This is a genomic window from Verrucomicrobiota bacterium, from assembly GCA_037139415.1.
Classification (GTDB): Bacteria; Verrucomicrobiota; Verrucomicrobiia; order Limisphaerales; family Fontisphaeraceae; genus JBAXGN01.
In genome coordinates this window covers 25,370-51,427 of record JBAXGN010000026.1, presented here as the reverse complement: position 1 = coordinate 51,427, position 26,058 = coordinate 25,370, and the positions used below count along the sequence as shown (strand labels likewise).

The following is a 26,058-nucleotide window of genomic DNA, read 5'->3' as shown; positions in this document are numbered from 1 at the left end:
TTTGGGACGGACAGGGTCTTGTTTGGGACGGACAGGGTCTTGTTTGGGACGGACAGGGTCTTGTTTGGGACGGACAAGGTCTTGTCTAAGCCGGACAAGGTCTTGTCGCTAACCGAAAGGGTTTTGTCCGTAACCGAGAGTGTCTTGTCCACGGCGGACAAGGTCTTGTCCGTGGCATTTTCGGTTGCAAACGGCTTGTTTTAAGTGACTTGGGGATGGTTTTTGGGTCCATGGCAGGTTTTGGCGGGGCCTTCCGGAGCCGATGCTCCCGGCGCAAAGAAGTGTAGCCAGGGCTCCGTCCGCCGGGGGAATCGTGCCGGGATGAAATGCCTTTCTGCCCTGACGTGGTTCGGTGGATGGTTTTGGACGGGTCTCCCTTTGTAAGAGGGCATCACTTTTGATCAAGCAAGCGGGGTTGCCCGGTCAAATTAGACGGCATTCTTTCGGTGCTCGGGACTCGCATTTCGGCTTTTCCACATGCTTCACCACAAACGCAGGCCGAACAGGCGTTGGTGATCCTGGATGGCGTAGCGGTCAGTCATGCCGGCCAGATAATCGCAGACCGCGCGGGGCCAGCCTTCACGCTTGGCCCGGCGTTGCGAGAGTTCGCCGATTTCCTTGGGATGCCGCAGGTAGTATTTGAACAGTTCTTCCAGCATGCGCACGGCGCGCATGTTTGGCTCATGCACCGCCGGGTTAAAATACAGGTTTTGATAGAGGTAATCGCGCAATTCAAGGTTCAGCTTGCGCAGTTCCGCGCTGTATTGCACCAGCGGCTTGGGATACAGGCGCACTTCATCGGCTGACTTGACGCCGGCTTTGAGCAGGAGCTTCTCGGTGGTCTCCACCACGTCATGCACCTGGCGGTCAATGAGGCAGCGGATGATGAAGTAGCGGCGGCATTCGTCCGGCTGATTACCGTGCTGCTTCTTGATGGTGCGGGTGGCTTCCGCCCAGATCTTCACGTCGCGCGCGAGCTTCTTTTCATCGAGCAAGCCGGAATCCAAGCCGTCATCCAGATCATGGCTATAGTAGGTGACTTCATCGGCGAGGTTGGCCACCTGGGCTTCGAGGGAACTGGACTTGGCCTCGAACCCTTTGCGTTTGCTGGGATGATCGTAACTGGTGTAATGCTTGACCAACCCCTCGCGGACTTCCCAACTGAGGTTGAGTCCGGCAAAGCCGGGATATTTCTGCTCCAGCACTTCCACGATGCGCAAGCTCTGGCGGTTATGCTCAAAGCCGCCGTCGTTCTTCATGAGCTTGTTGAGGGCGGTTTCACCGGTGTGGCCGAAGGGGGAATGCCCCAAGTCATGGGCCAGGGCAATGGTTTCCGCCAGGTCTTCATTCAAGCGCAGGGCGCGGGCGATGTTGCGGGAGATGCCGGCGACTTCCATGGTATGCGTCAACCGGGTGCGCAGATGGTCGCCGGTACCGTTCAAAAACACCTGGGTCTTGTATTCCAAGCGGCGAAAGGCGCGGGAGTGAATGACGCGATCCCGGTCCCGCTGGTAGTGGGTGCGCCACTCCGGCGGGTCCTCCGGATATTTGCGGCCACGGGTGTCGGCGCTGAATTGCGCGTAGGGGGCGAGGATTTGACGTTCCCGAGCTTCCAGATCCAAATGAGTGCAAGGCATAACCAGTTTTTCCAAGGTTTAACGGACGGAGGCGATCAAGTCCTGCACGGAAATGCCGCGCAGTTCAAACAACCGCCGGATGGTTTCTTCGATGAGGTTGTTGGGGCACGAGGCCCCGGCGGTGATGCCGATGGTGATGGGTTCACTGGGCATCCAATCGCTGGTTTCCACTTCTTTTTGCAGGTGCAAATTCCAATGGATAATCAATTTGTCGGAAACAATTTTGGCGGCATTCTTGATGAAGTAGGTCGGCAGCATCGCTTCCGCCATTTCCGCCAGATGTGAGGTGTTGGAGGAATTATAGCCGCCGATCACCAGCAACAGGGCCATGGGTTCCTGAAGCATTTTCCCGAGCGCGTCCTGCCGTTCCTGCGTGGCACCGCAAATGGTGTCGAAATATCGGAAGTGGTGAGACAATGCCGCCGAGCCGTGTTTCATTTCCATGGCGGCTTTGAAGCGGCGCTGCACGTCCTCCGTCTCTCCGCGCAACATGGTGGTCTGGTTGGCCACGCCCACGGCTTGCAGATGCAGATCGGGATCGAACCCCGGCGAATACGCGCCCTTGAATTTATCCAGAAACTCCTGACGGTGGCCGCCGTGGAGGATGTAGTTGCAGACGTAATCGGTCTGCGCCAAATCATAAACCACCAGGTAATGGCCGGTGCCGTAGGCGGTGGCCTGGGACGTGGTGGCCTTGGTTTCCTCGTGCTTGGCCTTGCCGTGTATGATGCTGGTCACGGTTTCCTTGGAATATTGCCGCACCCGTTTCCACACGCTCATCACGTCGCCACAGGTGGTATCCACAAAGATGCAGCCTTTTTCCTCCAGCTTGCGCCGCGTGTTGACCTCGGTGCCAAACGCCGGGATGATCACCACATCCCCCGCCTTAAGCATCTCCAACTCCTGATCGTTCGGACGGCTGGAGATGGTGTGAATGCCCATGTTATGGATCTGGTCGTTCACCTCCGGGTTGTGAATGATCTCGCCCAGCAGGTAAATCGGCGTTTGCGACGGAAATGATTTGCGGGCCGCGTAGGCCAGATCAATCGCGCGCTCGACGCCGTAGCAGAAACCGAACTCCTTCGCCAATTTGACAGTGAGCCCCTCGGCAGTGAGCACCGCGCCGTTGGCGCGGATGCGCTCGACGAGTTCGCTGCGATAATGCGAAAGCACCTGGGCCTGCACCACCGCCATGATATCCGGGCGGCGCAGGTTGACCTTTTGTGCTTCATTGGAATGTTCCAAAGCCATAATGAAATACTGTAGCACGCCCTTGCCCGGCGTCGAGTGGAAAGCCAAATCTCAGGAAAAATGCGCGCCGCGCCTCTCGCGGTCCCTGTTTCCACGGTTCCGGTAGCCAGCCCTGCCGTCCGTCATCCCGGATCGTTTCCGATTGACTTTGAAGCGGGGGACCTTAGTTTCGTTGAAAACTAACCGCCGCGATTGATTATGATGAATACATCCGAGACCCCGGTCGCTTCGCTGGCCGCCACCCGGCGCCAGTTCTTGAAAACTTCCACTGCCGCCACGGCCGCGGTGGCGCTTGGCACGCTGGAGACGGCCCGGTTCGCACATGCCGCCGGCAGCGACGTCATCCGCGTGGGGATGATCGGCTGCGGGGGACGCAATTCCGGCGCGGTGGTCCAGGCGCTGAGCGCGGACCCCGGCGCGCGCCTGGTGGCGATGAACGATATCTTCATGGATCGCATCCAGGATAAGTTGAACCGGATCAAACAGCAGAAGCCCACGCAGGTGGAGGTGCCGCAGGACCGCTGCTTCCCCGGCCTGGACGGTTATAAAAAGGTCATCGAGTGTGCGGATGTGGTGTTGATCGCCAACGCGGCCAAGTTCCATCCGTTTCATACCAAAGCGGCCATCGAGGCCGGCAAGCATGTGTTCACGGAGAAGCCGCACGGCATTGATCCGTATGGCATCAAGATGATGAAGGCGGCGTGCGACCTGGCCAAGGAGAAGAAGCTATCGGTCGTCTCCGGCCTGCACAGCCGTTATCATCCCGGCTACCAGGAGATCATCCAGCGCATTCATGACGGCGCGATTGGCGACGTGGTGTCCATCGAGGAGAACTTCCTGCGCGCCCCGTATGGCGTCACGGAACGCAAGGCCGGTTTATCGGAGTTGGAGTATCAGTTCAGCACGCAATATCATTTCACCTGGCTTTCCGGGGATGACGTGGTGCAATCGCTGGTGCATAACCTGGATCGCGCGAGTTGGGTGTTAAAGGAGCAGGCCCCGGTGAAGTGCCACGGGTTGGGCGGGCGTTCAACGATGGTGGAGGAGGTTTACGGCAACGTGTTTGACCATCATTCGGTGGTGTACGAGTTTGCGAGTGGCGTCCGCCTGTACGCCTTGTGCCGGACCACCACGGGCTGTTACAACGAAGATTCGAGCATCCTGCTTGGTTCCAAAGGGCGGGCCTCCATCAAGGCCTGCCGGATCTGGGGCGAGAACGCCTGGCAATGGAAACCGCAAGGCAAGGTAGACGCCTACCAAATCGAGCATGATAGATTGTTCGCCTCGATTCGCTCCGGGGTGCCCATCAACAACGGCGATTACATGGCGCGCAGCACGATGATCGGCATCATGGGGCAAATCTCCTGTTACACCGGCAAGGAAGTCACCTGGGAACAAATCAACCAATCCAACTTTGCCTACGCCCCGAAACCGGAAGAATGCCACGACGGCATGGAGCCGCCGGTGAAACCTGGAGCGAACGGGAGCTATTCGGTGTATATCCCCGGGCAGACGCGGTTGCTGTAGCCGGCGTCGCCCTGGGCGGCATCCCCAACAAGGTCCAGGTCGGCGATATGGGCATTGATGGCCGTATCTTCCCCATGGGCGCGGAACCCAAAGCCTTTGGCGCGGGCGAACTGGCGCTGCAAGACCGTTGTATCCTAACCGTTGGAAGACTGCTTCGCGTAGGCTAATACTGCAACGAATCACTCGCATAGGATACCTCGATTCTTTCATTTCGAAGTAACAATCTATTTCAGGACGGGACCGCTTGGACGGCCTCCCCTTCGGTGGTCATGCTGGCGGAAGGGGTGGATTACCTGCCGAAACTTCGGAAACTGGCCTTGTCGGCGAAAATCACCGGCCCAAAAATTCATGATGCCCGAATTGACGCGTTGTGCCTCCACCATGGGATAAAAGAATTATGGTCGGCGGATCGCGACTTTACCGCCTTTCCACCTTTACGGATCAAAAATCCGTTGATTCAGTAAGGCCGGTCAAAGTCCATGTTATCGGTCCCATCCTGTCCCATTTATCTTTTAGCTTCATACTCCCTGCCGGTCCCTCCCGTCCTCATTTTTGCCATGTCCGGTCCCCTCATTTTTTACCCGCCATTTTTATGCCAATAATTTGTTCTGCTAAACGTTTCCCGCCCGCCTCATGCCGTCATTTGGCGCGGTACTTGCTGGTGACAGCAACCGGAATTGAGGGTGATTGGTGTGGCAGGTATAAAACTACACCAAAATTACACCGTTGCGGTAACATTACGATGTAGTTTGATTGGATAGTTGGGTTCTTCGCTGTTTTCAGTGGAATAGGGGGCCAGCTAAATCCGAAATCCGAGGGCCGAAAACCGAAAGAATACCGAATCCCGAATTCCGAATTCCGAAGCCGAAATCCGATGGCAAGCGCGAGGTTTGCGGTGGGGTCGGTTTTCACGTTGAAACGCGGCGATGTTCGAGTCCGGCGACGGCCAGCGGCGGCGGTGGGTACCCTCATGGATTTGGCGTGTTTTCGGACTTCGGATTTCGGACTTCTTTCGGTTCTCGGATTTCGGATTTCGGCGCCTTCGGATTTATTATGGCGTACTAGTTTTGTACTAGTTTTCCAAAACCGTCCGGTCGCTGAAAATATTGAATCCGAAATACGATGCTACCGCCCAAACACTGCCCGCCCCCACACTGTGCGATCCCCGGAATTACGTGCCGTGCCGTTCCACATGAGCTGCCGCACCCGGGCTTTGCCATCGGCGCTGTCATCCACCGCCAGATCAAAAAGGATTTGCTGGCCATCCTTCGGCGTGAAACCCAGTGCCTTGAACGGAATGGCGACTTCGAGCGTGTAACCCTTGCCGTCCACATCCGCCGCGACGGCCATCTCGCATTGCGGTTGGTCGGTAACCCGGGCGAAGTGGCACTGATTGCGGCCATCCACCTGGCCCGCGCTGAGCAGGATTTGGCGGTCGGAGAAAATCATGGGCCCAGCCTGATCCAATTGTTCGGAGCCGATGAACAGCTCGATGCCGTCGGCACTCCAGATCATGTCGCCCTTGTAGCTGTTCTTCATGGGCGTCGGGTCCGAAACATGCACCAGCAAATAGAGGTTGGCCGCATCCCAACACAGCTTGAAGCTCGCCTCCACCCCACCGGCATCCGCGCCCTGCACCAATCGGCTGGAGGAAATGGTTTCCGCCGGCACCCCCGGCCAGCCGTCCGCCAGTCCATTGATCTTCATCGGTCCATCCGTGCGGTAAATCTTGGCCACCTTGCGCCCGGTGCCGGAAGCGGCAAAGCGCGGGTCATTGAAGGTGAAGGGCGGCCGTTCGCTCAACCATACTTTATAAATGTCGTAATTGCTCTTCATCATCTCGGCGAGCATGACTTTCCACGGCCGATCCGTCGCCGCAATCAGGCCGGTATTGCCGTTTTCACCGTTGAGCTTCTCGAAAAAGCGTCCGGTGAACGACTGATCCACCAGGGTGAACCATTCAATGCCCACGATGTAACCGAGCGCAGCGGCCTGCTCGACGTAATTGCGATAACCCAAGCCGCGCTCCATCTGGCTGGAGACATCTTTGCCGCCACCGGGCAGACCGCTGTCCTTGGGCGAATTGTAATAAAATTCGCTGAGGAACATCGGCTTGCCGCCGGTCCATTGGTAAATGCGGTTGAGAAAATCCTTGTCGAGATAATAGGTGTAATAGTTAAAGGAGATGACATCCATGTATTTGCCGCTGATGCGGCACAACTGTTCGTTGTTGATGGTGCCGGATTGAAACCGGTTGCCAATGAGCATGTGGTGTGCGTCATATTTGTGGAATGTCTCGGTCACCAACTGGAAATACGTTTCCAGGAACAACCCGGTGAATGCCTGAATATCCGCCGCTGCCGCCCGGGTTTTGACCGGCAACCCGCGATCAGCCACTTCCGGGAACGAAGCAAACGTGGTTTCCCACGCCTGATTGAACGCGGCGATGGTTTTGTATTTTTCCTCCAATACCTGGGCCAAGCGCCGCTTGCAAGCGTGCTTGCTGTTCAGCGCCGGGATGGAGCGCGGAAGATCCTCGTACAGCGGCTCGTTCACCAGGAAATAGCCGATGATCAATGGATCATTAGCGCGCGCCGGCAGTTTCTCCGACAGGACCTTTTCGCAGTGCGCACGGAGTTTTTCATCAAAGGGATCAAACGCCCCATGCGCGCCCGGCACTTCCGGGAAGCCTTCCCAGATGCTCAACGGCAGATGCGCCACACTGGGAAACTGCGCTTTCTCGCGCGCCCCGGCATCCGCGCCGCTGAACGCGCCAGCAGAATTGAAGCCCCACTTGCGCACGCGCTCAATCATGCGGGCCGTGTACGCGGCGATGTCGAATGGCTGTCCGTACTTGCGGATCTGGTTGACGAGGTTGAAGGACACCGCATCCGGATTCCAGAAGGAGTTGGGGTGATACGCGGATTTGAATTCACCACCGTGCGGGGGCAGCCATTCGTAAATCTGCTCGCGCCCCTTGATGTAGGTGTAGTCGTCGCTGGGGCCCATGCCGCACACACCCAGGTGAAAGAACGCATTCCCCTCGGGATCCACCAGCACCCAGCGAGGACCGATTTTCTCGACGTGAAAATAGCCGGTCTTTTTCAGACCGTATTTCTCGCGGCTGCCCGGCAGCCCGCCATAAACGTCCCCGGCAGGCGGCTGCAGACTGGCCAGATACGCCGCCTCCGCCGTCACATCCTGTTTCAGGTCCGCCTCGGATTTGACCTTGTCCGGATATTCCATCCGGGTGTTCTGGCCGAATTTATCCACCAGCGGTTTGGCCTGTGCCGCATCACCGCCGGACGGGGCAGCAATGGAAACTTTGACCTGCATGGGGTTGCCGCCAGCCTGGTATGGCGTGGCGAATTGCCAGTTAAAGATTTTCCAGCCCCATTCCCGGTTATCCGTCAGTTGTTGGAAACTATACTGCGGCACGTTGAACGTCAGCGCGGCCCCGTCAAAGTTCCGCAGCGTAAACTGATCCGCCGTGCCCTGGTACAGGAACGGTTTGGGTTGCTTGTCCGCCGGGAACGGGGTTTCGGAGCCACCGATTTTCCAAGTGCCGCCGGTGGCGTAGCTGAAATCAATGTGCATGTCCATCCGGATGCTGCGGACATCGCCGGGGATACTGGCGGGCGTCAAGGTGACGATGCCGGTTTGAGGTTGCAGCGCCAGTTCAATGCGCGCCCCGGCATCAAACTTCAGCGCCACCGTATTGCCGGTGATGATTTTTTCGATGGGCTTGCGCACCTTGTCATAACGGTCGCCGACAAGCACCGGGTAAAAGAGCGTGAAATGCCCCATGCCGCCGGCATCCATCGCCACCCCCTCGTTGGACAACTGGAACGACAGTTTGGTTTTGGGTACCGCCTTGGGAGCGGGTTTAGCGGCCACTACTGGCGCGGTTGCCGGCGCTTCCTTTTCATCGCCAGCCAACACCTTGAAACTGTGGTAACACTCACCGGCACCGGCGCGGGGCAACTCGCAACTGGTCATGTAACCAAACCCCTCGCCATTCCATTTGCGGTTATCCTGCACCTGCTGCCAGCCATGGGGCATGACCAGCGTAAACGGCACCCCTTTGGGCGTGATGATTTTGGTCGGCTCGGGATTGCCTTTGAAGACGAACTGCTCACCGGCAAACGGTTCGGGGAAAGGCTTGGCGGCGGCGCTGCCCACCTGCCATTGGCCACCATCTTTGAAAGACACCGGAATGGTCATCTCCATGCGCAACCCCTTGGCGGTGGCAGGCAGCGCGGTGAAATGTGCCACAATCGTGCCCGCTTCCAGCGTGGCGGTCATTTTCGCCCCGTTCGGATATTGCATGGTGGCCTGGTTCTTTTTCACCGTCACGCCGGTGGGCCGGATCATTTTCTGAGCCGGATCCAGCAGCGATGGATATTCGAGCACGAGTTGGCCCTCCGCAGGCGTGCTGATGCAGATGCCCTGCGGCTCAAGGGTGATCTTCGCATATTGATCCGCAGCGCGGCCTGACTGCCCAAACAGCATTGCCGCAACCACCAACAAACCCATCATAACCCGATTTATTTCCAAATTTTTCATATTGCTCATTCGCCTTGCATGTTTGCAGTCCAACTCTTGACCCTTGGGGTGACGTGGCATGGAAACAACCCCATGCGTTACGCGATAACCAAGGACAAATCAGGGGTGAATGTAAATTTTGTAGGGCGGGATGCAAGGGCAATTCCATGCCGCACAAAGGCGCGCAGGGTTACATCAAGCGTGTTGGTGCGTTGCGAATAATACGAGATGGCAGGGTCTGTGGTTCCGTACCCCCTCCATGAACCCCCACTTTCAGCTTGAACCAAACCGAGCTTGGGGCAGCTCTGGCACTTCCTGAGCTAATCCCGACCGGCTAAAGCTGGGACTTCAAACCTTATTTGGTCCCAGAATCCAGTTTTAAATCCTTGCGGAATTTATCCCCGCGCTTTTGGTTCAACGTCTCAAATTTCGCGGCTTGTTCCGGGGTGAGTTCCGCTTTGACATCGGCGTTTACGCGATTCATCACGCCGGCAAATTTGAAGATGGCCTCATTGCGAGCCTGCAACATTTCCGGGCGGTGTTTTTCCAAAATGCCACGGATTTTTTCGACCTGCGGCGGGGTCAGATGCAGGTCCCGGCGATAGTCCTTCACGGTGCGTTCGGGCCAATGTTCAAAGTTGATGGCTTGCATGAGTAATTTGCCCACCGAGCCGGCAGTCATCACCACCCCGGAAACCAAGCCACACAAGAATATGACAACCATGATCACGATAATCTTCCAACGCTTGCGCGGTTGGGCAAACGGTGCAGGCGGAGGCGCCACCGGCGTTGGAACTTGCGGTAAAGGGGAAACGGGAAGGTTATCAGAGGTGTTCATAAGGCGTGCAGGACATCAAAAAACGGCTCCACTCCGAGGAGGGTATCCCATAGCCCACTGAGCCCGTAATAGTTCAGCGCCACCAGCATCAGCATCACCGTGGCCGCGCCAAAAACCCCGCGGCGGCCAAACAGCATCCATAATTCGGCGGCATCCTCCGCCGGATTGGCCAGCCAGCGTGCCACCACCCGGCCTGAGAAACCATACGGCACCGACGGTATCGGCGGTAGTTTAGAGCCCCGAGATGCCGCCGCCAGTTCCAGCCACACTTGGTCCGCATTTTTCATATCATTTCGTGTTTTTGCAATCGTTCCAGATGTTTGCGCAGCTTGCGCCGGGCCCGGAACGCCCGTACTTTCACCATGGCCTGCCCCCAACCCGTGATCTGGCTGACTTCCGCCACACTGCGCTCTTCCAGGTCCAACAGGCTGATGACCAGCCGATCCGCCGGGACCAGGCATTCCAATATTTTATCCACCACATCGCGTGCGCCCTCGGGATTCGGCGCGGCCTTTTCATCGGCCAAGGTCGCCTCCAGAACCGCCGCTTGGTCTTCACTCAGATCAGCCCAACGCAATTCAGGCCGTGCTTTTTGCGCGCGCAGGATGTTCAGGCAAGTATTTACCGCCACCCGCGCCACCCAATGCTCGAACGGCACTTCCCCGCGATACTGCTCCAACCGCGTGAACACCTTCAGGAAAATTTCCTGGGCCAGGTCTTCTTCCGCGACCCGGGGCGAGCGATGCGACCGCACCACTCGAATGACGAGAGGGTACAAATGCTCGAACAACCGCCGGGCAGCCGCCTCGTCCCGCTGGCGCACCAAGCCAAGGCATACCCCCAAATCAAATCGTTCGTCCATGGTTTGGCGCGGCAGACCGCATGTTCATTAAAGAGTGACCCGCAGGCTTCGCGGATGGTTACAGTTTTTGTTTATACTGATAGTCGGTGGTGGCGTCGAGGTAAGGAGACGACAATTCCGAAATCTAAAATCAGAAATCCGAAATTTTTGTGGTCCGTCTCCTTACTCGACGGCTACGTGGGAGGGGGGAGACCGCCGAACTGAGTTGGATCAAACCAGTACTCTTCTGTCGCTATTTCTGCATCGAAGGCAGTATGGGCAGCATTGGTGGCGATGGAATAGGGCGGCCATTCAGTGTCAGCTTTGGTTTTTTCTGGTTCTCAAGCTCCTGAAACAGAGCCATCGCTATTTGTTCTTCATAAGTCAGTATGCCGGGATTCGGGTTGGCGTTGTACACCGGATTCTGCTCGCTCTTATCAAACTTGAAGTTGATTCCAGCCACAGGGCTGCCGACCGACGCGCCGACCGGCTGATGGACGCCTGGTGCAAAACCGGCACCACCCGCAAAAGGCGTGCCAGCAGTATTGTTCCCATTATTGGCATTGCCAAAAGACCGGGCCGCCATGGCATTGGCGGCAGCGTTCATCGCCGGATTGGGAATCGCAGGGAACGGGGTACTACCCGGCGCTCCGCCGGGGACGGCCGCAGTAGCGGGTGCGCCAGCGGCCGGGCCGGCGGCGGGAGTCACTCCGTCTTTGGAAAGGCTGATGGTCATCTCGCGGCCATTATTGACGATTTTCGCAGTCCCTCCGGCCGGATCAATTTCCTTGACCTCGATTGCTCCGATGGTCTCCCCCTCCTTGAAAATCTTGGATTCAGGCTGTTTCCCCTGCTCCTGAACCAGGAGAATTGCGCGCTTGGTCCCCATGAGTTTCATGGTTCCGGTAATCTTGACCGTGGTGGTGGGCGGCGGCTCCGGCGGGGGTTCCGGTGGCGGAGGCGGGTCTTTGAGTCCGAACATGTTGCGCTGCTTGATGGTATTGAACCGTTCATCAATATCCAAGTTGGCGCTGGCCACACCGGCCACGCCGATCCAAACAGCCACCCAACCCCAGCTTTTCAGAAATCTGTTCACGTTAGTAATATACCGATTTTAAGGTAAAACACCAGTCCCGACAAAAAGTTTTTCGGATTTAAAAAAATGGGCAAGCATTGTCAGTGGCGGCCAGGTGAGATTGTTAAGTCCTTTTGCAGATCTTATTCAGGGGTGCCTCAAACTAAATCGGCTGACGAAAACCCTGTAATATTTTTTAATTCATGTTATATTGCCCCTATGAAAACGTACGACCCAACTAAAATCATTACCCTAGCGTGCATCACCGCCAACTTTCTGTACGCCGCCCCACAGCCCACGCCTTCTCCCCGGCCTGATCCAGCTCCCCAGCGCGGACGGCCCGATCCGTTCGGCGAAAACCTTTTCCCGCCAGACCTGATTATGCAGGCAGCCCCAATGCTGGACCTCACCGAAGACCAAAAACAGCAACTCCAAAGCGAGGTGCGCCAGATGCATGACCAGATGCCGGGATTACAATCACAGCTCAAGGAGGATAACGAAAAACTGGTGGACCTCACCAAAGATGCGCGCCCCAACGAAGCGGTAGTGCTCGCACAGGCCGACAAAGTATCCGAGAGCGAGAGTGCGGTTAAACGCCTGCAACTGGGCATGTTAATACGCCTGAAAAACCTGCTCACACCCGAACAACAAGCCCAGCTCAAGGAACTTAAGACCAAGATGACTGGCGTGCAGGCCAAAATGGCGCGCGCGCAAATGGCCGCCCAACGCGCCCGACAGGAAGGCCGGGATATATCCTCCTTGGAAGACACTCGGTCACAACTAGGCACCCTGATTGGCCAAGGCAAATTCAAAGAAGCCGAAGACCTGCTCGATAAAGTCACCGAACAATTGGAGGCCAAGAAATAGATTCCACGGGACTATCCACCATCAGCTATTTGGAGCAACTTCCGCTTCTCATCCGAACTCGCAGCCCCTTTGGTTGCGCACACCGGGCAAAGGATAGTTGGCCCTGCTCCGCAGTCACCCCTTCAAACGGATCATTGGCAATCAACAGGTTGCCATCCAGATCGAGATAATCCGCCAACTCCGCCAAGTGCGCAGCGGCGCTGATCAATAAACTGGATTCAATCATGCAGCCCAGCATGGTTTTCAGCCCGGCCCGTTGAGCGGCTTGCAGCATTTTCATGGCCCAATAAATTCCCCCGCACTTGACCAGCTTGACATTGACGCCATGAAAACCAGCGGCACACGCGACAATATCCGATTCAAACCGACACGATTCGTCCGCAAACAGCGGCAGCGGGGTACGTGCTTTTAGCCAGGCCAGATCAGCAGTGGCGGCTGTGGCAGGCATGGGTTGCTCGACCAGCAGTATGCGACCATCATCCGCCAGCCATTCCAGATTGTTCAACGCCGCTTCCTTCGTTTGCCACGCCTCGTTCGCGTCCACCATTAGCGGTTTATCAGGCGCGGCAGAGCGCAAGGCCGCCAGGTTTTCGTGATCCCGCTCGCTGCCCAGTTTCAGTTTCAAGATCGGGAACGCCGCCGCATTCAACACTTTCTCACGGATACGCGGGGGGGAGGAAATGCCAATGCTGAAGGCGGTGCGGTGCCGTCCCTCGGAAAAGCCAAGTCCCAGGAGATCATGAACCGGTTTTGCGACCGCCCGCGCGGCGCCATCCCACAATGCCACATCCAGCGCGGCTCTGGCCGCATGATGACCGGGTGCCAACGCGTCAAGATACTCCAAACTGGCGGGAATATCCTGGAATGACAAGCGGGTGGCATCCACGCGGTGCAGAAACTCCACCACCGTATCCACCGTCTCCAGATATCGGTGGGACGGCGCGCTTTCGCCATACCCCTGCAGCCCATCCGGAGCGGTTAATTCGACAAACACCACCGGATGGGCCGTCTTGCCGCCGGAATCCAGATTACTGGCAATGCGCCAGGTATCTGTCAGCCGCAACTCATACCGCCAATACTTCAAATCCATGGCGGAACTGTACGAAGAAAACCGGGAAAAGTCACAAGTTTTTCTCCATCCAACGCTTTTACGGGCGCGTTACGATTTCCATTTTTTCCCTTTGCATCTTAGAAAAGTAATGGTTATAGATCACCCATCCTTAAACGAAAGGCTGTTGAGAAGCAGTTTTAATCACACCATCGTTTTACGTCGCTGTTAGCGACGGCCTAATGGACAAGAGGCTGCCGTTGGCGGAGCAAGACCGGTTGAAAGAAAAACTATGAAAAATAATCGCCGCCGACTCGGGGTCGCTCTGATAATGGCCGTCTCTTCTGTGGTTTTATTGCTTCAAGGGCAAGTCACGCTGCGCACACCCATTCTTACCCCCAGCAACACGGTCAAGCTGTCGGTCATCGGGCCGGCCACCAACATCCGGTACGATATTTACTTTACCAATGCGCTGGCCACTACCAACTGGCCCTTGCTGGTCACCGGCGCTTTGAACCAGGTGGATTTTGAATTGGTGTTGCCGGACACCAATTGGGGTTTCTTCCGGGTGTCCTCCAATTATGTGGCGAATTCCAATCCGCCACCCCAAGTGGCCATGCCGGTGTTCTCGCCCGCCGGGGTGACCAATAACAGCAACGCCATGGTGACGGTTACCTGTCCCACCGATTACGCCTATATCTATTATACCACCGATGAATCCACTCCCACCACCGCCAGCACCTATCTGTCTCCCGGTGGCAAGATTGCCATTGCCCGCCGCACGGTGTTGAAGGCACGGGGAATCCGGGATGGTCTGCTGGATAGCGAGGTAGCCACCGGCAATTTCTTTGTCAACACGCCGCCAGCAGTCTATGGCGGGCCGCAGCAAGTCACCAATGGCGGGGACACCGTGACCCTGCAAGGGGTGGCCGCCGATGACGGCTTGATGAATGCCACGTTGAGCAACTATTGGCGGCAGGTCACCGGGCCGGGCACCGTCACCTTCGACAACGTCAATGCCACCAACCCCGCCGCCACGATGTCCGATGACGGGATCTACACGGTACAACTGGAATCCTATGACGGCTACTGGACCTCCACCGGCACTGTGACCATTGCGCGGAATCCCACCATTTCAGTTTATTGGAATCAGCCGACCTACGCGGCCACCTTCACCGTGCCCACGAATATCCTGCTGCAAGCCACCGCCACCACCGGCAGCGGCGGTATCACCCAAGTTTTGTTTTACGCGGGCAGCACGCTGATTGGGACCGCGACGAACAATAACAGTATGTATTCGCTGGAATGGAAGAACGTCCCGGCGGGCAATCATTCCCTGTCCGCACTGGCCTTTTGCAGTGACCCGACGTATGCCAGCCTATCTTCAACGACGCTGGCAGTGACGGTGAATTTCCCCACCAACATTGGCCAGTTCACCCTTGCGACTACCGACCTGCAAATTCCGGCTCCCGGCTTGCCTATCATCATCAATCGCAGCCACGACCCGCGTTTTGAAAGTACTAATAGTTTTGGTAGGAATGGGCGACTGGATTATGACACCGCCCGAATTGAAAAACGTTTGGATTTGTCCAGTGGCTGGACCGGCACCAGAAGCGGTATCAACTATTGCATGGTGGAAGGGTCGGACCACTGGGTGGTCGTGTCCATGAGCCAAAGCGAGCAATACTATTTCAAACCGCGCTTTATTTTCACCAGCAGCAGTAACGAGTGCAAAACGGCTTCCCAAAGTCCGAGTGGTTACAATTTTCACACTATCCGGCTGGAGTTCCTATCCGCCAACGGGCTCGGCCAGTTGTCGGTGCCGACAGTGGCTGACCTAGGCATGGATGATGACTTGGATGGATGGGCGGGCGTGATAACCCCCAAAGTATTCGTGGATGGCTGGCCAGATACGCTGTACGAGCCGGACTTGTCTGAATTCACGTTCACCGCCACGGATGGCCTCAAGTACAAGTTCAATACCGATGGCACGCTGTACCAGAAAACTGACCGTAACAACAACAGCCTGACCTATGCGCCCGATAGCATCGCCCATAGCAGCGGTCAAACCGTCATGCTTACCCGCTCCAATGGGTTCATCGCTGAAATCTATGATCCCATTGCGATTTCCAGCAACGGCGCACCTGCCTTGAAATACAGCTACGCTGGCAACGGGAACCTGACCAACGTGGCTCGGCTGGTCAATCGCGCCGGTTCCGGCACCTATGTCAATACCGGCTATGCGTACGATGATACCCGGTTCCCATATTCCATTACCCAGGTGATTGATGGCCGGGGCATTACGGTTATCAGCAATACCTATGACAGCAGCGGGCGTTTGCAGCGGCAATACGATGCTTTGGGCAACTACACCAGCTACAGCTATGAGCAGAACGGGCGGCGGCAGGTGGTGACCGATAAGAACCAGCGCACCACCTATCAGGATTACACGGATGCGGGTTTGGTTTCGCGGGTGCAGGATGGCGCGGGGGCGGTAACCTCGTACCAATACGACTCTATGGGGCGCAAACTCGCCCAAATCAATGCGCTGGGGGCCACCAGCCTCTTTGCCTATAGCGATAACGATGATTTGATCGGGGTGACCAATGAGATCGGGGCGTCGGCCAGTGCCACGTATAATAGCTACGGCCAACCGTTGGTGGTGCTGGACAACCTGGGGTACGGAACCACGAACGCGTATGACATCAAAGGCAACCTTACCGCCGTGACGAATGCGCTGAAAATCGTCAGCCGCTATAAATATGACAGCAAAGGCAATCGCTTGACGGAAACCAACGCCTTCGGCTTGACCGAGGCGGCCTGGACCACCAATGGTTACAACTCCTCGGGTTACTTGACCAACGTTACCGACTCTTTGGGCAATCGAAGCACCTACATTCGTGATAACAACGGCAACCGTATCATTGAACGACGCGAGCGCACGCTGCCCAGCGGTAGCAAACAGGCCCTGTGGACCACCAATGTTTTTGATGCCGCCAACCGCATTATTGCGGTAATTGAACCGGACGGGTACCGCAGTGCCACCGTTTATGATGCCGCCGGGAAAGTGGCCTATACCACCAATAAGCTGGCGTTGGTGACCCGTTTTGATTATGACGCACGGGGGTTGCTAACCAACACGGTCTTTGCCTTGGGGACGGCCCAACAAGCCAGTGAATCGGTGGGGTACGACAACGAGGGGAGGCGCACCCGCAGCACCGATCGGGCGGGACGTACTGTTTCCTATGCGTACGACAAGGCCGGGCGACTGACCAAAACCAGCTTTCCCGACGACGCCTACACGGAAAATCGTTATGATCAGGCGGGCCGGTTGGCAACGACGGTGCAATGGTCCCAGCCGCTGCCCTCCAGCATGAGTCCGGCTCCGCGCAATACCCAGGCGACCACCTTCCTGTATGACGCGGCCGGGCGGCGGGTTGGCTTGGTAAACGCCTTGGGGCAGACCAATCTGTTTGCATTCGATGCCAACGGCAACCAAACCAATACGGTGGATGCCTTGGGCCGGGCGGTAACCTATACGTTCGACCGGTTGAATCGCCAAACCAAGGTGACCTACCCGGATACCACCAGCGAGCGGTTCGGGTACGATGGCTTGAACCGGCGCGTGACGGTGACCAATCAGGCGGATGTGGTGGCTCGGTTCGGTTTTGACAAGGTGGGGCGGCTCGTGGCCGTCACCAATGGTTTCGGGGCCAGCGTGAGCCAATGGGCCACCTATGCGTACGATGAGGCGGGGAATCAAACCAACCAAGTGGACGCCCTCGGGCGGATGACCCGGTTTGAGTTCGATGCCCTGGGCCGGAAAATCCGCACGGTGCAGCCGGGTGGCCAGACGGAGGGCTTTGCATTCGATGCCGGAGGCAACCAAATCCGCTATACCAACTTTAACGGCGTTATCCTCACCAACCAGTATGATGCGCTCAACCGCCTGACCAATAAAACCTCGGGCAGTTATTTCGTCCGCTTTACCTATTCCAGCACTGGCCAGCGCGCTACCATGGCTGATGCCAGTGGCAATTACAGTTACCTATATGACTGCCGTGACCGGCTGACCACCAACAGCGGTCCGGTGGGAACTTTGGTCTATGCCTTTGATGAATTTGGACGCCTCACGACGTCGGCCTCGATGACGGCCAATGGCGTGTCGCTCACCTATCAGTACGACGCCCTGAATCGGCTAACCATCGTAGCGGACAGTGTGGCCGGAACCAGCGGCTATGGATTCGACGCCGTGGGCAACCTGCAAAGCCTGCGTTATCCAAATGCCGTCACCAACACCTATAGTTATAGTTCCCTGAACCGGCTGACCAATCTGACGGCCAAAAGCGCCAGCGGAACTTTGGCCAGCTTCGCCTACCAGTTGGGCACGGCGAGCAATCGCACCAACTTGATCGAACTGGTGAACGGCGTGAGCCGCACTTCGGCCTGGCAATATGACGCGCTCTACCGCCTCACCAATGAGACCATTACCGGCACGGCTCCTATTGGCGCAGTGGCGTACCAATACGATGCCGTCGGTAACCGCACCAATCGAACCTCGACGCTCAGCGGTCTGACCAACCAAACCTTGGCTTATGTTACCAACGACTGGTTGGCCAGCGATGTCTATGACAACAACGGTAACACCCGCACCAACGGTGGGAATGTGTACCAGTACGATGTCGAAGGCAGGCTTACCAATGCCACCGTGGGTGGCGTCAGTGCCAGCTACACCTATAATGCCGATGGCACCCGCGTAAGTAAAACCACGGGTGGCACAACCACGCTTTACCTTGTGGATGATCGAAATCCGACTGGTTACGCGCAAGTTCTCGAAGAGTTGACCAGTAGCGGTGGCGTCACAAATTTGGCAATGGTGTACAGTTATGGCCTTGACTTGATCTCGCAGCGCAACCTTTTGACGGGCACCCAGAGCTTTTTTGGTTCTGATGGCAATGGGAATACGCGATACCTTGCTGGAGCCAATGGCGTCATCACCGACACCTATGGGTTTGACGCTTTTGGCACAGTAATCACATCCAGTGGCTCGACCACGAACAATTATCTTTATGCAGGTGAACAGTATGACCCAACTCTTGGGCTGTATTATCTGCGGGCGCGGTATTTGAATGCGGGAATGGGGAGGTTTTGTACAAGGGATGTTTTCGAAGGGTTCCAAAAGAGCCCCCTAAGCCTGCATAAATATCTATATTGCCAAGCAAACCCTATTAATGGAGTTGACCCGTCTGGGCATGAGTTCAATATTATTTCGATTCAGACGGTAACCATGCAGTATGGAGTTCTGGCCGCCCGATTAGCACCGGCAATAGCAGCGGGCGCAAAGTGGGCAAAAAATACCCTTGCCGGTGCCCAACGGGTGGTAAACCTGGCGCAAACCGTCGTTGCTAACGGCGGCGATATTGTCGCGTATGAGGACCAGGTGCAACGTGCTATCCAAGGAGGCGTTCAATTAATAGGAAAAGCTCGGCTTGATCTTGTAGTGCGTTTGCCCGGGCGTGACGTAAACACTTTAATTGAAAGTAAGGGGGTTCCATGGAATCTTTGGGGCACATCTGGATGGCAAGGGTATATCGATCAGCTTGTCAATCAGGCCTCGAAATTCGCTCAGGCAAACCAAGCGGCTAATGGCGCTACGATTGGAGAGCGGGTGATTTCCTTTACAACTCGAATCCCCCCAGGACTTGAAGAAGCAGGGGCCGCACTCAATGGTATTATGCGAACGTACTACAACCAGGTCTTATTTGGAGACCAGGCTTTGCAGCAGTTTTTGAGTCAAGGCTTATGAATATTTTTGAAATTACCGGATGGGATTTATCTACCAGCGCTGCGGGAACAACCAGGCTGTTGGAGTTGTTGAGCCTGCTTTCTGGAGGTGCTGATCGTTTATGTGTGGAAGCACATTTTTTAGATTTTGAAAGCATGGAGGCAGTGGCAGCCAAACTTCCTTCCCCACGTTTCGCCTTGTATGGTTGGGGTAAAATCGCGGATGACTCGTGTTTTTCCAGGAAGGATTTTCGGTTAATTCAATCGGCAAGAATACTTTTTGGGCTGCAGTCATTGACGGTGATTCCAGACGAGCAAATGCCGGGTTACGATTGGCATGGGAATCCGAGCGGCTCTTTTGGCGTGACTTATGCTGAACGTAATCAGGAACCCGTTCAGGTAGGTGCCCAGAAGCCGGATGCGATGATGGTGGCTTTGATTTCAGAGATGGCGGTGAGAGTTGTTGGACCGGTTGCGAAAGTAACAACATCAACGACAATGACCGGTGATTACCGTGAACATGCCTACACAGTTTCTGTTCCCTCCGTCTTGGTGATCCCCTTCGTCCAAGTTCTTAGTCAGCAGCTTGGCCTTCGGAATGGTATCGGCTCGTTTGAATTTTTGGGTACAACGGAATCTATAAAATCTGTTTATGCCAGTGAGTATTATGCTTTCACTGAATTCCCAAATAACTGTTGGAGTTGGAATGGCGGTGTAGGGAAGACGACATTTGCCTTGGAACGTGCTAGTTATTTGCGTCCGGTGTTCAACACAGACGCTATTCAACTTACGGCCATTGCATCCATAATCGATTCATTGGGAAGCCGGATTGCCCGATACAGCGTGATAAGGAAGTACTTGTCTTGGAATTTAACTTCCGGGGCCACCTCGCCGAGGACGCAGGGCAACTTCGCGATGCTCTCAAAGCAGAAGGCTGGATATGCCATTTTACTCGGTTACGAACAATACGCCGATGAGGATCCGCCCGTGAAATTATTTAAGAAGGCCATTGAGCCGATCGTGAAATGCATGGGCGGAGAACTCAAGCGGGTTCAGTACATCAAATAAACATCCATGGCCTTATTTATAGCCTTAGTTGCGGCGTTGCTATTCAGTTCAGATAGTACTTTAGGCAGCTTCGCGCAGCAAATACGTCCTATTACCTATGTCTATGATGGCAACGGGAACCGGGTATCCCTGACCACCAACGGCGTTACCGTGCTGTTCCTGGTGGATGACCGCAATCCGTCCGGTTATGCCCAAGTGCTGGAAGAATTGATTGTCTCCGGCGGCGCAACGAACTTAGCCAAGGTGTACAGTTACGGGTTGGACCTCATTGCCCAGCGGCAAATTGGAAGCGGAACCGTTAGCTTCTACGGCTATGATGGCAACGGAAATACCCGCTACTTAGCCGGTGCCAACGGCATCATTTCCGATACCTACGCCTTTGACGCCTTTGGCACCCTGCTTGCCAGCAGTGGCAGCACCGCCAATAACTACCTTTACACCGGCGAGCAGTATGACCCGAATCTTGGTTTCTATTATCTCCGAGCACGCTACCTGAATCCGGGGATGGGAAGGTTTTGGACAAGGGATATTTATTGGGGTTCGTTTGAAGAACCACTTTCACTTCATAAATATAATTATACCCGAGGAAATCCAGTCAACATGATTGACCCAAGTGGATTGTTCGGTATATTTAAATATTCTCGCGATTTTGGCATTGCGGCGCATCGCATCATTGAGTCTGAATATCAAGCGGAAAATCCTGGGGCGATTGTCGGTCCAACAACTGGTGTGCTCGGCACTGGTTTGAAGCCTGATATATTTGATGGAATCAAGCATACTTATCAGGAAATTAAACCACTATCATTAAGTGGTGTTGCCAAGGGAATGACACAAATTGCAGCGTATGATTTAACATTCACTGCCTTAGGTCTGGGTTATTCGAGAGGAACTTGGCCGGATGGAGTACGTGGGTCCAACGTTGGACTCGATCCTATTGCTTATTTTAATGTCGCTGGGGTAATCTTTTATACGGATATGGTTGATAATCTTGACGATCTCGCCGGTATTACAAGTTTTGCATTAGCTCGGGAGTATATTCGCCGGGGGCTAGTGGGACGGACGCTCACCGGAGCAATGGCAAGAATTCCAGGTCTGATAACAGCCCGTGGTGTCGCAGACACTGGAAGATTAGAAAGCTATATGGGAATTGCCGGACTTTTAGGTATTATGGGTGGTTTTTAAAATCAATAACCTTGAAAACAATTATGAATTCTGAAGTACTACGATTGTTCCATTCAAATGGAAGTCTTCGGATTGAAATTCAACGTCGAAATGGACGAGCGCATGGCATGAACAGGGAATATTATCCCAACGGGCAATTGGCAAGCGAGATTCCATATGAGGATGGATTTCAAAATGGAACGGCCAAGTTTTGGGCAATGGATGGAAGATTTTTAGGAGAATACACTTTAAACTGCGGGTCGGGACTTGCGAAAAAATGGTATGATAACGGTGTTCTTTGTGCGGAGGTAACGCTTGCAAAAGGCCTTCCTCATGGACGTCAAAAAACCTGGTATGAAGATGGCAAGCCTGCCCCCGACAGTTATTGGATCAAGGCAAAAAAGGTTTCTCGAAAAAAGTATTTAAAAGCATGTGAAATTGACCCTGCGCTTCCCCTGTATCCTGAAGAAAACGACAACCCAATATAGGAAGTCAAAGCATCACAGAACAAATTCACGACTCCACGCGCAAGCTCGTAGAATGTGGGATTCCATATTTTGAGTGAATCTGCAAAAAGCATGGGCTTGTGAAATATTCCAATGAGCACTCATCCTTTACAGACAACACAAGTTTTAATAATTTTGCAGCGTTGTCATACGCTGCTGAATCACGGATGGCGCAAACCCGGCGCACTTGAGCCCCCATTTTCACATTTGTTCATAGGCACAAAACCATTCAAGCTCGTGGAAGATTATATGAATCAAATTTCCGAAGCCCAAGCAATTGGTACGGCTGCGTTCGGACCAGTCGCCGATGAATGCAAAGCAGCCATCAGGTGTGCATGTGAGGCTATAAAGTGGCTCAATAAGACTGGTCGCCAAAATCCCATGCCGGAAATTGATGCGGTTTTTAATCTCTTGTATTTGGGAACCGGAGTGTTATGGCATTGCTTGGCTAGTTCCATAAACGAACCTGTCGTTTTGGATGATACAGCCTCTCCGGTTGAAGACTATTCATTATTATTGAGTAAGTGCATGGCTAAACAAATGGGTGGCCCAGGAATTGTGCTGAAGCTATTGGTCATAGATTTGAACGCCCTTATTTGTAACCATCCATCAGAATGAATTCTGAAGTTCTATTTCAACTTGTGAATGAAATCCATACTGACAAAAAAACTCAACAAGATTGCCAGTACAACAATGGCAGAAGTGTTTCCTGAATCTTCGCTTTGTAAGGATAAGACGATACCACCGGGCATTCCGCTATGGGTATTAAACGCAACGGGTGATATCCACTATCATATCATGCTCATGATCTCTCCAAAGGAAGACCGATTCACCTTTGAAATCGCGTGGACCAGAGGTAATGACTATCCTGTTGAGCAAGACAACGAAATCACCAAGCATTTGGTGGTGGAACTGCCACCGCGCGGTGCAGAACGCAAACGTGTCTTTGCGTGGGCTGGGGCCTTGGCACTGGAATCCGGATTTGACCCCGATGAGGACTGGGGGCAAACCGAATTGTATGTGATGCTTGATTGACGGTTTTGCCGCGTTATTGCCTGGTCAACAACAACAATTATGAATTCTGAGTTTCTATGATATTTCAACCAAGTTTTGCCTTTTAAGATTACCCTGCACGCCTTATGCACAAAGCTTATTACATTTTGGCAAACTTGAACAAGCGATTCAAAGTGTCGGCCGCCATCTACAACCTATCGCAGTTGATGCGGAAACTCTTCGGAGTCGGCACGCCAAAACAGTGGGCGGCGATGGGGAAAGCCCTGGTTCTCGTTGGGCGAACCATGTTGGTCGTCGTGGGTGGCCTGTTGCGTATGGGCAAGACAAACCCGCCCGAGCGACAAAGCTCATTATACGAGCGCACACGGTTCAGATTAGCGCGCTGGGTAACGAATGGGACAACCGGAACCCTCGGCCGGATTTCGCCTTCTTTCAAAAAGATCATTATTTCAACAGGCTGCTAGACTCTTATGCGAAAAAAAACAACAGAGCTAATAGATTCCTTTAATAACGCACCATGGTTCCAACGTGTTGGAATGCCCACCAATGCTTCAGTTAAGCAAGTTTTCTCGTGGCGGGAAGCCCTGGATGGATTGCGCTCAAGAAAATGGGAATCGTTTCAGCTTCAGATGAAAAATGTACTTGTGGAACAGGTGAATCGCGCAAATTACGAGCGTTTTACCGAGTGGAACCATAACGTTGGGCAAATAAACAAAGCTTTGGAGGGCGTGCTTGCTGGGCCAATACAAGAGTACGTTGAAAAGAATGATTTAGGAGTGGCAATTACCGACGATTTACGATGGAATTTACTGCATATTTGTTGTGAGTCGGAATACGATGATGTGGTGAAGCCGCTGTATTTTTTGGATAATGTGTGGCCTTGGTATCAGAGCGGTCACTTTCCCTGCGGCTGGGATGGTGTTGAACTAACCGAGCATTTTGATGGGGAGAATTTGGTTGGACGACTCATAATTTTTTGATGATCTCGTTTTGCTCGATGGCACAGTGAACACTAGTGTCGGAAGACACCTCCAAGCAGAGATAGAAAAGCTTGGTTTATCAAGTGGAGATACAATCGACGGAGTTGAAGTTATTGGCCCGCAATAAACACATTATTATGCCAGTCTATCCAGTTGAACAAGTTGTTGAATTGCTGCAACGTACAGCAGCCAAAGGCTTGGCACCTCAGATTCCCCAGCGCATGCCATTACCGAGGTAAAGATATGAGTCCAAGAACCCGATTATTACTCGATCAACTTCGGACATTTCCGTGGTTTCGCCATGTCGGTGAACCCATCATAGGCGCCGTGTTCCAAGTTCCAACGTGGAAACATGCGATGGAGGCTTGTGCTGACACAAAATGGGAATCGGTTGAGTTGCAGGTTCGAAACCGCTTAAATTACGAGGTGAACACGTTAAATTATGACCGTTTCGTTGAATGGAATATCATCACAATTGAAATAAACAAGGAGATCGATGCCATCTGCGACAATTTGTTTAAGGACCTGACAAAAAGGCATGGTCTTGGAAAGCGTTTTCAAGAGTGCGTGTCATGGGACTTAACTGTTTCTTGCCAAGAAATCGAATTCAGTGATGTGTATTCGCCTGTTTTTTTCCTTGAGCAGGTTCTTCCCTGGTATCGGAATGGGCATTTTCCATGTGGATGGAAAGGACCTCAGTTAAAGCCCGGTTGGGAAGGGCCAATGCCAAATGGAACGCTCTGTGTTTTTTGAAGGAGAGAAAACCATATGGCCAAAACCCTATCAAAACAGTTGGACAAGCTCTATACTGGCACGGAAGAATCGCAAATCGACGCCACGCTTGAGCTGGCTCTTTTGTTAGAAAGAACTTTGTTCCCTGGACGGCACGATGCGACGCACCAATTGATCCTTTCAAAAGAGTTAATGAATCTTCAGATTTCACCTCATGAAAAAAACGAAATCGTGCGGAGCATGTGTGCAGAAGTGCTTGGCAATCGGGTTTGCCACGAAGCCCGAATGTCGCTTATCGGAAGCCTTGGGAATTTAATTGAGACCTGCTGTTTGGAAACAATCGTAGAATTTCTCGAAGCCCATGCGGATTCATTAAATGACGAAGACGCCTACACTGTGCTGGTTTCGTTAAATCTATGGCATTATCCAGAGCAATGCATGGTTGAGGTGAAAAATCTGCTCGCCAAACACCATACAGTTAATGTGTTGGAAAAACTAACGGAGCGCCGTAGCGAACGCCTGGAAGAACCAATTAAGCGGGTGGTTGCCACCATCACGAAATTCAACTCATAATGGTAATGTGGGCAGGGTTGGAGGAAATGCAAAAGCGAGGGCTTGACATTGTTTTAGAAAATCTCAAGTCGTTCGGCACTGGAGAAGAGGGCTGTGAGTTAGGTAAAATGTCACCGCACAACGCAGCAAATTTCATCGTACTCATGTATCCATCGGCGTTTACATGGAATCTTTTTGCGTCATGCTTCTACAAAAAATGGAAAAATTTCGTGTTGACGGCGGGGTTGGTAAACCGGAAGGCCGGATTGCCTTGGATTTGCCTTGTGCTCACGATGATTTTGTTAGTACTTAAGCAGATTTTGGAAATGGTTGTTTAATCAAGTGCGTGCCATACATAACATAGCGATGGGAACTTCTTTTTAGCTATCATTGAACATGGTTGTTCTGGTCAGAGCATACCTTGGCCCCCTGCCTGCCAGCAGTGGCAGCACCGCCAATAACTACCTTTACACGGGAGAGCCATATGACCCGAACCTTGGCTTCTACCCCGATGAAGATTGGGGACAAACCGAATTGTATGTGACGCTTGACTGACGGTTTGGCGCGCGGCCTTGTTCGAGTGGAGCATTGCGGAGCAACAAATCGCCAGTGTTATTTGCGTCTTGTGCCAC

The 26,058-nt window shown here is 54.0% G+C and carries 21 protein-coding genes; 12 read left to right on the top strand and 9 right to left on the bottom strand.

Annotation, left to right across the window (positions count from 1 at the left end; translation table 11 throughout):
- Positions 1-482: 482 nt before the first annotated feature.
- The gene (locus tag WCO56_06775; GenBank protein ID MEI7729256.1) at positions 483-1,637 is read right to left on the bottom strand and encodes a deoxyguanosinetriphosphate triphosphohydrolase; all 1,155 of its coding nucleotides are present in this window, start codon (positions 1,635-1,637) and stop codon (positions 483-485) included.
- A gap of 18 nt (positions 1,638-1,655) precedes the next feature.
- A complete protein-coding gene (locus tag WCO56_06770) occupies positions 1,656-2,888 on the bottom strand; it encodes a 4-hydroxy-3-methylbut-2-enyl diphosphate reductase (protein ID MEI7729255.1) in 1,233 nt (410 codons plus the stop codon).
- Between the two features lie 198 nt (positions 2,889-3,086).
- On the opposite strand from WCO56_06770, the gene WCO56_06765 reads away from it, so the two are divergent.
- Positions 3,087-4,415, top strand: coding sequence for a Gfo/Idh/MocA family oxidoreductase (locus WCO56_06765; protein MEI7729254.1), 1,329 nt, complete (start codon positions 3,087-3,089; stop codon positions 4,413-4,415).
- Here the strand turns inward: WCO56_06765 and WCO56_06760 are convergent.
- From WCO56_06760 to WCO56_06735, 6 genes are all read right to left on the bottom strand, one after another.
- Positions 4,376-4,537 carry a hypothetical protein gene (locus tag WCO56_06760; protein ID MEI7729253.1) on the bottom strand — a complete coding sequence of 54 codons (162 nt, stop codon included), beginning with the start codon at positions 4,535-4,537 and terminating at the stop codon, positions 4,376-4,378. The two genes, WCO56_06765 and WCO56_06760, sit on opposite strands and share 40 nt — an antisense overlap.
- A 1,003-nt stretch (positions 4,538-5,540) precedes the next feature.
- On the bottom strand, positions 5,541-8,954 hold the full coding sequence (locus tag WCO56_06755; GenBank protein MEI7729252.1) for a sugar-binding protein: 3,414 nt from the start codon (positions 8,952-8,954) through the stop codon (positions 5,541-5,543).
- 361 nt (positions 8,955-9,315) lie between these two features.
- Positions 9,316-9,684 (bottom strand): hypothetical protein, encoded by a 369-nt coding sequence (locus WCO56_06750; GenBank protein MEI7729251.1) that lies wholly within the window; start codon positions 9,682-9,684, stop codon positions 9,316-9,318.
- Between the two features lie 110 nt (positions 9,685-9,794).
- Positions 9,795-10,085 (bottom strand): hypothetical protein, encoded by a 291-nt coding sequence (locus WCO56_06745; GenBank protein ID MEI7729250.1) that lies wholly within the window; start codon positions 10,083-10,085, stop codon positions 9,795-9,797.
- On the bottom strand, positions 10,082-10,660 hold the full coding sequence (locus WCO56_06740; GenBank protein ID MEI7729249.1) for an RNA polymerase sigma factor: 579 nt from the start codon (positions 10,658-10,660) through the stop codon (positions 10,082-10,084). Before WCO56_06740 ends, WCO56_06745 begins: the two co-directional genes overlap by 4 nt.
- 232 nt (positions 10,661-10,892) lie before the next feature.
- The gene (locus WCO56_06735) at positions 10,893-11,735 is read right to left on the bottom strand and encodes a hypothetical protein (GenBank protein ID MEI7729248.1); all 843 of its coding nucleotides are present in this window, start codon (positions 11,733-11,735) and stop codon (positions 10,893-10,895) included.
- Between the two features lie 198 nt (positions 11,736-11,933).
- Here WCO56_06735 and WCO56_06730 point away from each other — a divergent pair, with 198 nt between their 5' ends.
- The gene (locus tag WCO56_06730; GenBank protein ID MEI7729247.1) at positions 11,934-12,581 is read left to right on the top strand and encodes a Spy/CpxP family protein refolding chaperone; all 648 of its coding nucleotides are present in this window, start codon (positions 11,934-11,936) and stop codon (positions 12,579-12,581) included.
- Positions 12,582-12,606: 25 nt separating this feature from the next.
- Here WCO56_06730 and WCO56_06725 read toward each other — a convergent pair whose 3' ends face one another.
- Positions 12,607-13,671 carry a dipeptide epimerase gene (locus tag WCO56_06725; protein ID MEI7729246.1) on the bottom strand — a complete coding sequence of 355 codons (1,065 nt, stop codon included), beginning with the start codon at positions 13,669-13,671 and terminating at the stop codon, positions 12,607-12,609.
- A 250-nt stretch (positions 13,672-13,921) separates the two neighbouring features.
- Between WCO56_06725 and WCO56_06720 the strand changes: the two genes are divergently transcribed.
- From WCO56_06720 to WCO56_06675, 10 genes are all read left to right on the top strand, one after another.
- Entirely contained in the window at positions 13,922-19,435 is a 5,514-nt protein-coding gene (locus WCO56_06720; GenBank protein ID MEI7729245.1) for an RHS repeat-associated core domain-containing protein, read from the top strand.
- Positions 19,432-20,481 carry a hypothetical protein gene (locus WCO56_06715; GenBank protein ID MEI7729244.1) on the top strand — a complete coding sequence of 350 codons (1,050 nt, stop codon included), beginning with the start codon at positions 19,432-19,434 and terminating at the stop codon, positions 20,479-20,481. The genes WCO56_06720 and WCO56_06715 overlap by 4 nt, the downstream gene beginning before the upstream one ends.
- A gap of 6 nt (positions 20,482-20,487) precedes the next feature.
- A complete protein-coding gene (locus tag WCO56_06710) occupies positions 20,488-21,663 on the top strand; it encodes an RHS repeat-associated core domain-containing protein (GenBank protein MEI7729243.1) in 1,176 nt (391 codons plus the stop codon).
- 23 nt (positions 21,664-21,686) lie between these two features.
- Positions 21,687-22,130, top strand: a complete 444-nt coding sequence (locus WCO56_06705; GenBank protein MEI7729242.1) for a hypothetical protein — start codon at positions 21,687-21,689, stop codon at positions 22,128-22,130.
- Between the two features lie 111 nt (positions 22,131-22,241).
- The gene (locus tag WCO56_06700; GenBank protein ID MEI7729241.1) at positions 22,242-22,766 is read left to right on the top strand and encodes a hypothetical protein; all 525 of its coding nucleotides are present in this window, start codon (positions 22,242-22,244) and stop codon (positions 22,764-22,766) included.
- A gap of 27 nt (positions 22,767-22,793) precedes the next feature.
- Entirely contained in the window at positions 22,794-23,183 is a 390-nt protein-coding gene (locus WCO56_06695; protein ID MEI7729240.1) for a hypothetical protein, read from the top strand.
- Between the two features lie 449 nt (positions 23,184-23,632).
- Positions 23,633-24,142 carry a hypothetical protein gene (locus tag WCO56_06690; GenBank protein MEI7729239.1) on the top strand — a complete coding sequence of 170 codons (510 nt, stop codon included), beginning with the start codon at positions 23,633-23,635 and terminating at the stop codon, positions 24,140-24,142.
- Positions 24,143-24,385: 243 nt separating this feature from the next.
- A complete protein-coding gene (locus tag WCO56_06685; GenBank protein MEI7729238.1) occupies positions 24,386-24,895 on the top strand; it encodes a hypothetical protein in 510 nt (169 codons plus the stop codon).
- 15 nt (positions 24,896-24,910) lie between these two features.
- Positions 24,911-25,447 (top strand): hypothetical protein, encoded by a 537-nt coding sequence (locus WCO56_06680; protein MEI7729237.1) that lies wholly within the window; start codon positions 24,911-24,913, stop codon positions 25,445-25,447.
- Complete coding sequence (locus tag WCO56_06675) at positions 25,447-25,764, top strand: hypothetical protein (protein ID MEI7729236.1); 318 nt, start codon at positions 25,447-25,449, stop codon at positions 25,762-25,764. The genes WCO56_06680 and WCO56_06675 overlap by 1 nt, the downstream gene beginning before the upstream one ends.
- The last annotated feature ends 294 nt before the right edge of the window (positions 25,765-26,058 follow it).